Genomic DNA, 9,904 nt, shown 5'->3' with positions numbered 1-9,904 from the left:
CCCCCTCCCGCCCCCCCCCCCCCCCCGCCCCCCCCCCCGCCGCCCCCCCCCACCCCCCCCCCCCCACCCCCCCCCCCCCCCCCCCCCCCCCCCCCCCTCCTCCCCCCCCCCCCCCCCCCCCCCCCCCCCCCCCCCCCCCCCCCGAGGCTCTGTCTTGTTGTTTGGCCATGATCTTATCCGAGAACCGGTTCCCGCTTCTCGGGACCATGGCTAGCGACCGGCGACGGTCGTTCAGCCCCTGCCGCCGCGCACCATGGTAACGAACCGGACCTGTTCTTCGGGCGTGTCCTTGAAGACGCCGGTGAAGGTCGAGGTCAGCGTCGTCGAGCCTTCCTTGCGGATGCCGCGCATGGCCATGCACATATGCTCGGCTTCGAGCATGACGGCGACGCCGCGCGGATTGAGCACGTCCTGGATGACGCCGGCGATCTGTGCGGTCATGGCTTCCTGGGTCTGCAGGCGCTGGGCGAAGATATCGACGACGCGCGCGATCTTGGACAGGCCGACAACCTTGCCGTCCGGCAGATAGCCGACATGCGCCTTGCCGATGATCGGCACCATGTGGTGCTCGCAGTGCGAATGGAATGTTATATCCTTGACGAGGACAAGGTCGTCATAGCCGGCGACTTCCTCGAAAGTGCGGCCGAGTTCCTCGGCCGGGCACTTGTCGTAGCCGCCGAACATTTCGCGATAGGCCTTCACCACACGCTTTGGCGTATCGACCAGGCCCTCCCGGTCCGGATTGTCGCCGGTCCAGCGCAACAGCGTGCGAACCGCGGCCTCGGCTTCGGCTTCGGTCGGCCGATCGGTGACCGGCTTTTCCATATAGGCGGAAGGGGGCATGAATTTCTTGATGACGGCATCCATAAAGGCGTCTCCCGTAGTTCCCCTCTCAGGAGGAACGAGTTGAACGGACCACGACCTTTCGGGTGTTAGAAACGTGCCCGGTTTCCAGCCCGTAAGCGGCGTGAAGTGATTTGGGCAAAAACGAAGGCCTTGGTTTGCCTTGTCCATACCCGAGTACCAGCATTATATATGATCGTGCCGAGCGAAAGGAAGACCGTCAGCGGCAATCGCTGTTCGCTTGGCGGCGACGGATTGGAAAAATATGGTCGACGACGTCTACAATGCGAAAATTCTGGGATTTGCCGGGAATATCGCGCGGATCGGCCGGCTCGACCATCCCGACGCAACCGCGCGCGCGCATTCCAAGCTGTGCGGCTCGACCGTGACCGTCGATCTGAAGATGGATGACGGCGTCGTCACCGATTTCGCCCATGACGTCAAAGCCTGCGCGCTTGGCCAGGCGTCGTCCTCGATCATGGCGCAGCATGTCGTCGGCGCCAGCGCGGATGAATTGCGCAGCGTTCGCGAGACGATGCTGAAGATGCTGAAGGAAAACGGCGCGCCGCCCGAAGGCCGCTTCGCCGACCTCAGATATCTCGAACCGGTGCGCGACTATAAGGCGCGCCATGCCTCGACCATGCTGACCTTCGATGCGGTGGTCGACGCGATCGGCCAGATCGAGAAGAAGCGCGCCGAACAGGCGGCGTAGCCGTCAAATGGCGACGGATCACACGCACCAGCATCAGCGGCCGCGATACACGCGCAACTGGCCCGGCCCATGGCGCAAGACGCCCGGCCGAATTCTCGGCACGTCGCTCGTGCGTTTTTACCAGCTGACGCTGTCCGGCTTTGTCGGCAATTCCTGCCGGCACCTGCCGACCTGTTCCGAATATGCGCATGAAGCGATCGCCCGCCATGGATTATGGGCCGGCGGCTGGATGGGGTTTTTCCGCGTGCTGCGCTGCGGGCCGGGCGGAACGCATGGCATTGATCGTGTGCCGGAGGTGCTGGCCGATCGCTATGTCTGGTTCACGCCCTGGCGGTACTGGCGGATCGGAAAAAAGCGCGGTGATCCTGAGAGCTAACGCGGAAAGGGGAGCTCTACATCGGGCAGATCTTTACGATTTGCTAGGGTTAACAGCATCTTGCGCATTTAAGACAAAATCGAGACAAAGCGCCTCGCTAAGCCGCTCCTGACAGCCATCAGGAGAGATTGCCAATGCGCCAGCTAGACCGCCGTCCATTCGTTTTCGCATTGGTTATCTACCTTCTGGCCTGGCTGTTGGGTTTTCCGATCCGCGCTCAATCCGCACCGCTGAAGGACGTCGAATGCACGCTGATCCTGGATGCTGCGAGCGGCGAAACGCTGCATCGGCAAGGGATTTGTGACAAGCGCTTCAGTCCCGCCTCGACGTTCAAGGTCCCATTGGCCCTGATCGGCTATGACACGGGAATCCTGAGCGACGAGCACACGCCGGCCTGGGACTACAAGCCCGAGTTCAATGCGGTGAAGCGGGACCAGAAAACCGTCGACCCGACGATCTGGAAAAAAGACTCGGTGCTGTGGTTTTCGCAGGAAATCACCCGCCGGCTCGGCAACGAGCGGTTCGCCGGCTACGTCTCGAAATTCGACTACGGCAACACCGATGTTTCCGGCACTCCCGGCAAGAATGATGGCCTCACCCGGTCCTGGGTGAATTCTTCCCTCAAGATCTCGCCGGTTGAACAGGTCGATTTCCTGCGCCGCTTGCTCGCCCGCAAACTGCCGGTTTCGGACAAGGCCTATGCGATGACCGAGGCGATCTTGCCGACCTTCCAGGCAGGTGGCTGGACCGTGCAGGGCAAGACCGGGACCACCAGGCTTGGCGACAGCGCCGACAAGCGCTCGCTTGGCTGGTTTGTCGGCTGGGCGAAAAAGGATGCTCGCAAGATCGTCTTTGCCCGCCTGGTAATCGATACGAAACGTTCCGACACGCCCAAGGGTCCTCAGACGCGGACGATATTCCTGAAAGAGCTGCCGAATCTCATCAACAAGAGTAAGTGATCGGCCATTCGCCTTTACGGCACTGGAATCTGCCCATAAAAGACTGCCGCCGGACGCACATCCCCGCGTTTACCTTGTGCATGTCGTAGCCCCCAAAACCGCTGCACACTTTTGGGCGACACGCATTTCACCACCCGCGTTCGTTTGCGGGACTGGATAGGAGAATTTTATGCTGAATTCCGTTTCCCTGACATTTCCCGATGGCTCCGTCCGCGACTATGAGGCGGCGATGACCGGCGCCGGCCTGGCCGAATCGATCTCGAAGTCGCTGGCCAAGAAGGCCGTCGCCTACTCGATCGATGGTGTGGTGCGCGACCTTTCCGACCCGCTCGGCAAGTCCGGCAAGGTCGAGATCATCACCCGCGAAGATCCGCGCGCGCTGGAGCTCATCCGCCACGACGCAGCACACGTGCTGGCCGAAGCCGTGCAGGAATTGTGGCCGGGTACACAGGTGACCATCGGCCCGGTGATCGAGAACGGATTCTACTATGATTTTGCCCGCAACGAGCCGTTCACGCCCGACGATTTCCCGGTGATCGAGAAGAAGATGCGCGAGATCATCGCGCGCAACAAGCCTTTCACCAAAGAGGTGTGGTCGCGCGAGAAGGCGAAAAAAATCTTTGCCGAGAAAGGCGAGCGCTACAAGCTGGAACTGATCGACGCCATTCCCGAAGATCAGGACCTCAAGATCTACGTGCAGGGCGACTGGTTCGACCTCTGCCGCGGCCCGCACATGGTCTCGACCGGGCAGATCGGCAGCGCGTTCAAGCTGATGAAGGTGGCCGGCGCCTATTGGCGCGGCGATTCGCACAACCCGATGCTGACCCGCATCTACGGCACGGCCTGGGCCGATCAGGCGCAGCTCGATGCCTACCAGATGATGCTGGAGGAAGCCGAAAAGCGCGATCACAGGAAGCTCGGCCGCGAGATGGACTTGTTCCATTTCCAGGAAGAGGGGCCGGGCGTCGTCTTTTGGCATGCCAAGGGCTGGAGAATGTTCCAGAACCTGGTCAACTACATGCGCCGCCGCCTCGACGAGCAGGGTTATCAGGAAGTCAACGCGCCGCAAGTGCTCGACAAGAGCCTGTGGGAGACGTCAGGCCACTGGGGCTGGTACCGGGACAATATGTTCAAGGTGACGGTTGCCGGCGACGACACCGACGACGACAGGGTGTTTGCGCTGAAGCCGATGAACTGCCCCGGCCACGTCCAGATATTCAAGCACGGGCTGAAGTCCTACCGCGATCTGCCGGTGAAACTTGCGGAATTCGGCAATGTGCATCGCTATGAGCCGTCCGGCGCGCTGCATGGCTTGATGCGCGTGCGCGGCTTCACCCAGGACGATGCCCACATCTTCTGCACCGAGGAACAGCTCGCCGACGAGTGCATCAAGATCAACGACCTGATCCTGTCGACCTACGCCGATTTCGGCTTCGACGAAATCACCGTCAAGCTGGCGACCCGCCCCGAAAAACGGGTCGGCACCGACGCGATGTGGGATCATGCCGAGGGCGTGCTGCAGGACGTGCTCGACAAGATCGCGGCGCGCTCGGGCAACCGGATCAAGACGGGCGTCAATCCGGGCGAGGGCACGTTCTACGGACCGAAGTTCGAGTATGTGCTGAAGGACGCCATCGGCCGCGACTGGCAATGCGGCACCACGCAGGTCGACTTCAACCTGCCGGAACGGTTCGGCGCCTTCTACATCGGTTCCGATTCGGAAAAGAAGCAGCCGGTGATGGTGCATCGCGCCATCTGCGGTTCGATGGAGCGTTTCCTCGGCATCCTGATCGAGAACTATTCCGGCCATTTCCCGCTGTGGTTCGCACCGCTGCAGGTGGTGGTGGCAACGATCACCTCCGATGCCGACGATTACGCGCAAAAGGTCGTCGCGCAGCTGAAGGCGGCCGGACTGTTGGCGGAGGCCGATCTTCGCAACGAGAAGATCAACTACAAGGTCCGCGAGCACTCGCTGGCCAAGGTTCCGGTCATCCTCGTCTGCGGCAAGCGCGAGGCGGAGGAAGAGACGGTCAACATCCGCCGGCTCGGCTCGCGCGACCAGGAGTCGCTCGGCCTTGGCCAGGCGGTGGCGATGCTTACCGAAGAAGCGGTGACGCCCGACCGCAAGCGCAGACGAGCGGCCTGAGTTCAGCCGGATTGTCGACGAAATGGCGGTGAAGCGATCCACCGCCAATTTCAGATGCCCGCCATTTCAGATGCCCGCCATTTCACATGCTTGTCACGCCAGCCTTGTAACGAGCCCTCATGCTCAAGCTGAAGATGCGCGAAAGACCGTTTCCCGAGCTTTCCTATGCCAGCCCGCATCAGCCGGCATTGACGCGCTGGTTCATCCACTCCATCGAAGGCCTGTCCGGTCGCGACCGCTTCGCGGCCCTCTATGACTTTTGGCGGCGCCATGTGGTGCCGATCGGCGAGCGCGTGTTCAGCCGGATGCTGGAGCTGATCGATGTCGAGGTGCGGACCACCGGCCAATGGCCGCCGGAAAAATTGCCTGACACGCCGCTGGTGATCGTCGCCAACCATCCGTTTGGCATCGGCGACGGCATTGCGGTGCTCTCGCTGGCCGAGCAGCTTCAGCGCCCGTTCCGTGTCATGATCCACAAGGATCTGCTCAAGATCCGCGAAATGGAGCCCTATTCGCTGCCGATCGACTTTTCCGAGACCAAGGACGCGCTCAGGAATAACATGGCGGTGCGCCATGAGGCGGTGCGGCTGCTGAAAGAGGGCGTTATCATCGTCGTCTTCCCCGCGGGCGGCGTCGCCACCGCGCCGAAAGGTTTTGGCCGGGCGCGCGATCTGCCGTGGAAGATGTTTCCGGCTCGTCTCGTCCAGGATGCCAAGGCATCGGTTGTCCCAATGCACTTTTCCGGCCAGAACGGCCGGCTGTTCCACCTGGTCAGCGGACCAATGAACATGGCCGAGCGCGACGGGCGTGTGGCGAAGTTAGTCGGTAGGGCTTCGCTGACGCTGCGCATTTCCCTACTCATCCACGAATTCGCGCGGCTGTCGGGCAAATCGATCGACGTGCGCATCGGTGACGTGTTGGGATGGGACGAACTGGAGCCGCTGCGCGACCGCAAGGCTTTGCTCGACCGCCTCCATCGTGGCGTTTTCGATCTGGCGCCGGCCGAGGCGCGCGGCCGCGGCCAATTCCTGCCGCGACGCATACGCAAGGCAGCCTGATCGACAATTCATGGGCTGCTGGACCCCGAATCTACACGGCAGTATCCGGACGGTTAGTCCGCACCTTCCTCGGGATCCATCGCTGATGCCTCCGTGGCCAAAACCTCGACTTCTTTGTTCTGCCCGGCCACGACGGTAAAATCCTTCTGGTAGATCCGGTCGCGGTTCTTGGCGATGATCGTGTAGTCGCCCTCGGCAAGCACCATCGAAGCAAAGGCGCCGACGGTTTCCTTGATGGGATCGCCGGATTCGTTGAGCAACGACCAGGAGGTGTCGGCGATCGCCTCTCCACCCGACTCGCGTACCAGCTTCATAGTCATCTCCGCCGCACGATGCTCGACGGCCGCTTCGGTCAGCTTGCCGGCCTCGACGCGGATGTCGGAGCGGATGACCGCATTCACCGAGCCATAGGTCGAGACGACGTGGTAGACGCCTGCGTTCAGCCGCACGACGCTGTTCGGCTCGACATCGGGTATGATCAGGGCGCGATCGTGATTGGCCTCGGCTTGGCCTTCATAGATCGAAAAGCGCAGTTTCTTCGGCGGTATTCGCACCCCGCCCGATAGGACGGCGTCGAGCTTGAGTCCGCCGGCATCGAGCACGAGGCTTTCGCGCTTGGCATCCTTGCCGACGGTGATGCGCTTGGTGGCGCCGGCCCGGCCGTAGGAGGCATGGACCAGATAGCTGCCGGGCTCGAGCTGGAACACCGCGCTGCCGCCATGGGCGGAAGCGACCATCGGCAGCTTGCCGTCACCGGTGGGGTCAGGCTTGAAGACGCGCCAGACGATGCCGCGTGTGATGTCGGCGCCTTTGTCGGTCAATTGCGCCGACAGCGTGATCGCCCCGCTGCTCCCGGATGCCAGCGGTGCATCGCTTTTCGGAGGCGCATAGCTCGAAATTCCGGGAAGTTTCAGATCTCCGAGGCCGTCCGCATCCTGAGCGACGGCAAGCGACACCGGCACCATCAACAGCGCGGCAGCGAGCCAGATCAGGAAAAGTCGCAATGTCCCCTCAAACATGCCTTGCGTTGAAGCCCAAGGCGGTGGCAATTTCAAGGCTTAAGAGTCCGATCAGCTTCTGCTAGAGGCTCTTTGTCGGCGCGCCGCGCCAATGCCCGAGCCGCCCGATGCCCGATGGTGCGCTTCAGCTTAAATTCCAAGGAGACTTGCGCCCATGGCGTCGCCGATCATCGATTTTCTGCTGACCCGAAATTCCGCGCCGATCCCGGAGTTGAAGGAACCAGCACCTAGCGACGCTGACATCGCGACGATGATTGCCGCCGCCTCGCGGGTGCCGGACCACGGCCGGCTCGAGCCCTGGCGCTTCATCCTCTACCGGGGCGAGGCACGCGTCGAGATCGGCAAGAAGTTGGCAAGCCTTGCCGAACAACGCGAAGGGCCGCTGCCAGAAGGCCGCCACAACCAGGAACTGGCGCGCTTTTCGCGCGCGCCGCTGGTGATCGGCGTGGTGTCGAGCCCGAAGGAAAACCCAAAAATCCCACAATGGGAGATGTTCCTGTCCGGCGGCATGGCGGCGATGAACCTGATGATATCAGCCAATGCGCTGGGCTATGGCACCAACATGATCAGCAACTGGTATTCCGATGTGCCGGAGGGCAGGGCGATCCTGGGGCTGGCGCCGCATGAGCGGGTCGTCGGATTCGTCCATATCGGTTCCTATCAGGGGCCGGCGCCCGAGCGGCCGCGGCCTGATCCGGCAAAGCTCTATGCCGACTATGCGGGGCCGTGGGTGGGCTGAATGTTCTACGAGCCGTCTAAAGGTCACGGGCTGCCGCATGACCCGTCCAAGGCGATCGTGGCGCCACGGCCGATCGGCTGGATCTCGACGGTGAACAAGGCCGGCGAAGTCAACCTTGCCCCCTATTCCTTCTTCAATGCGTTTTCGACGCGGCCCTTCATCGTCTGGTTTTCGTCCGAAGGCGAGAAGGACAGCGCCACCTTCGCCGAAGAAACAGGCGAGTTCGTCGCCAATCTCGTCAGCCGCGATCTTGCTGAAAAAATGGTCCGCACGGCGGTCGATGCGCCGCGCGGCGTCACCGAATTCGACTATGCCGATCTCACCATGGCGCCGTCGCGCCTTGTTGCGCCGCCCCGCGTGGCGGCAGCGCCCGCGGCGCTAGAATGCCGGGTGACGGAGATCTTGCGGCCAAAGGCGCTGGATGGGACGCTGACCGGCGCTGTCGTCGTTGCCGGCGAAGTCGTCGGCGTGCATATCGACGATGCATTTCTGAAAGACGGCATGTTCGATATCGTCAAGGCGGGCAATGTCGGCCGTCTCGGCTATATGGACTATGCCAGCGTCAGCGAGGTATTTTCAATGAGCCGGCCTCGCTGGAGAAAAGATTAGGCTGGCAAAATATTAGGCCGGAATCCCTGCCGCTCTGGCTCGCGCCAGAAGTCGCTCTGCCAGCTTGAGATGCGGCCGGTCGTACATCTTGCCATCGATGCCGACGACGCCGGGATTTCCAGCCGCCTCGAATGCCTCGACGATCACCAGGGAGTGTTTCACCGCCTCAGCCGACGGCGTGAAGGCGGCGTTGATGACCGGCACCTGCGCCGGATGGATCGCCATCTTGCCGGTGAAGCCGTCGCGCTCTGCCTCGGCGCATTCCGCCTCGAAGCCGGCCATGTCGCGAAAGTGCGGAAAAACCGTGTCGATCGCCGCGACTTCCGCGGCACCCGCGGCGAGGATGGTCATGGTGCGGGCGAAGCGGAACACATCGGTGTAGCGGCCGTTCTCGTCGCGGGCCGTGCGCGCACCGATTGCTGCCGATAGGTCTTCCGCACCCCAGGTCACGCCGACAAGCCGCGCACTTGAGTTGGCGTAGGTCGCAGCCGCCAGCACGCCGGCAGCTGTTTCGGTGATGATCGGCAGGATTTTTATCGCACCATCCGGCAGCCCGCTTTCGGCCTCGTGCACCCTGAGCTTGGCCGAGAGATGCTGGACATCCTGGCCGCTGTTCGACTTCGGCAGCATGATGCCGTCGGGTTTCACCGGCACGAGTGCCGCCAGATCGTCATCGGTCGGGCCGGTCGAGAGATCGTTGATGCGGACATAGATTGCGGATCTGGTTTGATGCCTGTGTTCGGTGATGAAGCGTGCGGCGATGTCGCGTGCCAAAGCCTTGTTTTGTGGCGCAACCGAATCCTCGAGATCGACGATGACCACGTCGGCGCCGGCGCCAAACGCCTTTTCCAGCTTCTTTTCGGAATCGCCGGGAACGAACAGCAGCGAGCGCATCGGTCAGGCCGCCTTCTTCATCATCATCGCCTGCCTCGTGCATTTGGCGACGAGCACGTCATTCTGATTGTAGGCGCGGTGCTCGAACTCGACGATGCCGCGGTCCGGCTTCGACCTGGAGTCGCGCACCGACACCACCGTCGTCTCAACGCGGATCGTGTCGCCGTGGAAGACCGGATGCGGAAACACCGTCTCCTTCATGCCGAGATTGGCGATGGTGGTGCCGACGGTGATGTCGTTCACCGAAATGCCGATCATCAGGCCCAGCGTGAACAGCGAATTGACCAGCGGCTTGCCCCATTCGCTTTTGGCGGCGAAGTCGAAATCGATGTGCAGCGGCTGCGGGTTCAGCGTCATTACCGAAAACAGCATGTTGTCGCTTTCAGTGACGGTTTTCCGCAGCGTGTGCCGGAAGACATGGCCGACGACGAACTCTTCCAGATAAAGCCCGGCCATGATCGATGTCCTCCGCTGCCGCATCGGCCCGAAATCGGAATCGATTTTTCGGAAAGCACGATGCGAAGATTCAAAGTGTTAGAGCGTACTTTC

The 9,904-nt window shown here is 62.1% G+C and carries 11 protein-coding genes; 7 read left to right on the top strand and 4 right to left on the bottom strand.

Annotated elements, in window-relative coordinates:
* Window positions 1-231: 231 nt before the first annotated feature.
* The gene (gene folE / locus AC0L3N_RS10375; protein ID WP_023801043.1) at window positions 232-867 is read right to left on the bottom strand and encodes a GTP cyclohydrolase I FolE; all 636 of its coding nucleotides are present in this window, start codon (window positions 865-867) and stop codon (window positions 232-234) included.
* A 241-nt stretch (window positions 868-1,108) separates the two neighbouring features.
* On the opposite strand from folE, the gene AC0L3N_RS10370 reads away from it, so the two are divergent.
* The 5 genes from AC0L3N_RS10370 to AC0L3N_RS10350 all read left to right on the top strand — a co-directional run bounded on the left by AC0L3N_RS10370 (window position 1,109) and on the right by AC0L3N_RS10350 (window position 6,094).
* A complete protein-coding gene (locus AC0L3N_RS10370; RefSeq protein WP_473547533.1) occupies window positions 1,109-1,555 on the top strand; it encodes an iron-sulfur cluster assembly scaffold protein in 447 nt (148 codons plus the stop codon).
* Window positions 1,556-1,562: 7 nt separating this feature from the next.
* Complete coding sequence (gene yidD / locus AC0L3N_RS10365; protein WP_473547531.1) at window positions 1,563-1,931, top strand: membrane protein insertion efficiency factor YidD; 369 nt, start codon at window positions 1,563-1,565, stop codon at window positions 1,929-1,931.
* A 134-nt stretch (window positions 1,932-2,065) separates the two neighbouring features.
* Window positions 2,066-2,890: a class D beta-lactamase gene (gene blaOXA / locus AC0L3N_RS10360; protein ID WP_473547529.1), complete on the top strand. Its 825-nt coding sequence runs from the start codon at window positions 2,066-2,068 to the stop codon at window positions 2,888-2,890.
* Between the two features lie 169 nt (window positions 2,891-3,059).
* A complete protein-coding gene (gene thrS / locus AC0L3N_RS10355) occupies window positions 3,060-5,036 on the top strand; it encodes a threonine--tRNA ligase (RefSeq protein WP_473547527.1) in 1,977 nt (658 codons plus the stop codon).
* Between the two features lie 119 nt (window positions 5,037-5,155).
* Window positions 5,156-6,094 carry a lysophospholipid acyltransferase family protein gene (locus AC0L3N_RS10350; protein ID WP_473547525.1) on the top strand — a complete coding sequence of 313 codons (939 nt, stop codon included), beginning with the start codon at window positions 5,156-5,158 and terminating at the stop codon, window positions 6,092-6,094.
* 53 nt (window positions 6,095-6,147) lie between these two features.
* Here AC0L3N_RS10350 and AC0L3N_RS10345 read toward each other — a convergent pair whose 3' ends face one another.
* The gene (locus AC0L3N_RS10345) at window positions 6,148-7,113 is read right to left on the bottom strand and encodes a hypothetical protein (protein WP_473547523.1); all 966 of its coding nucleotides are present in this window, start codon (window positions 7,111-7,113) and stop codon (window positions 6,148-6,150) included.
* Window positions 7,114-7,267: 154 nt separating this feature from the next.
* On the opposite strand from AC0L3N_RS10345, the gene AC0L3N_RS10340 reads away from it, so the two are divergent.
* Both AC0L3N_RS10340 and AC0L3N_RS10335 read left to right on the top strand, forming a co-directional pair.
* Window positions 7,268-7,852, top strand: a complete 585-nt coding sequence (locus tag AC0L3N_RS10340) for a nitroreductase family protein (protein ID WP_473547521.1) — start codon at window positions 7,268-7,270, stop codon at window positions 7,850-7,852.
* Complete coding sequence (locus AC0L3N_RS10335; RefSeq protein ID WP_473547519.1) at window positions 7,853-8,461, top strand: flavin reductase family protein; 609 nt, start codon at window positions 7,853-7,855, stop codon at window positions 8,459-8,461. It begins immediately after the preceding gene.
* Between the two features lie 12 nt (window positions 8,462-8,473).
* On the opposite strand, the gene AC0L3N_RS10330 is transcribed toward AC0L3N_RS10335, so the two are convergent.
* Window positions 8,474-9,355 (bottom strand): HpcH/HpaI aldolase/citrate lyase family protein, encoded by an 882-nt coding sequence (locus tag AC0L3N_RS10330; RefSeq protein ID WP_473547517.1) that lies wholly within the window; start codon window positions 9,353-9,355, stop codon window positions 8,474-8,476.
* A 3-nt stretch (window positions 9,356-9,358) separates the two neighbouring features.
* On the bottom strand, window positions 9,359-9,835 hold the full coding sequence (locus AC0L3N_RS10325; protein WP_473487241.1) for a MaoC family dehydratase: 477 nt from the start codon (window positions 9,833-9,835) through the stop codon (window positions 9,359-9,361).
* Window positions 9,836-9,904 lie beyond the last annotated feature (69 nt).

Source organism: Mesorhizobium sp. WSM4807, from assembly GCF_055811615.1.
The sequence above is the reverse complement of the archived record's forward strand: the minus strand, read 5'-3'. Positions and strand labels throughout refer to the sequence as shown.

What these genes read in the sequence shown, in the direction of transcription:
- folE (WP_023801043.1), bottom strand. Translation starts at nt 867, where the DNA reads ATGGATGCCGTCATCAAGAAATTCATGCCCCCTTCCGCCTATATGGAA.
- AC0L3N_RS10370 (WP_473547533.1), top strand. Translation starts at nt 1,109, where the DNA reads ATGGTCGACGACGTCTACAATGCGAAAATTCTGGGATTTGCCGGGAAT.
- yidD (WP_473547531.1), top strand. Translation starts at nt 1,563, where the DNA reads ATGGCGACGGATCACACGCACCAGCATCAGCGGCCGCGATACACGCGC.
- blaOXA (WP_473547529.1), top strand. Translation starts at nt 2,066, where the DNA reads ATGCGCCAGCTAGACCGCCGTCCATTCGTTTTCGCATTGGTTATCTAC.
- thrS (WP_473547527.1), top strand. Translation starts at nt 3,060, where the DNA reads ATGCTGAATTCCGTTTCCCTGACATTTCCCGATGGCTCCGTCCGCGAC.
- AC0L3N_RS10350 (WP_473547525.1), top strand. Translation starts at nt 5,156, where the DNA reads ATGCTCAAGCTGAAGATGCGCGAAAGACCGTTTCCCGAGCTTTCCTAT.
- AC0L3N_RS10345 (WP_473547523.1), bottom strand. Translation starts at nt 7,113, where the DNA reads ATGTTTGAGGGGACATTGCGACTTTTCCTGATCTGGCTCGCTGCCGCG.
- AC0L3N_RS10340 (WP_473547521.1), top strand. Translation starts at nt 7,268, where the DNA reads ATGGCGTCGCCGATCATCGATTTTCTGCTGACCCGAAATTCCGCGCCG.
- AC0L3N_RS10335 (WP_473547519.1), top strand. Translation starts at nt 7,853, where the DNA reads ATGTTCTACGAGCCGTCTAAAGGTCACGGGCTGCCGCATGACCCGTCC.
- AC0L3N_RS10330 (WP_473547517.1), bottom strand. Translation starts at nt 9,355, where the DNA reads ATGCGCTCGCTGCTGTTCGTTCCCGGCGATTCCGAAAAGAAGCTGGAA.
- AC0L3N_RS10325 (WP_473487241.1), bottom strand. Translation starts at nt 9,835, where the DNA reads ATGCGGCAGCGGAGGACATCGATCATGGCCGGGCTTTATCTGGAAGAG.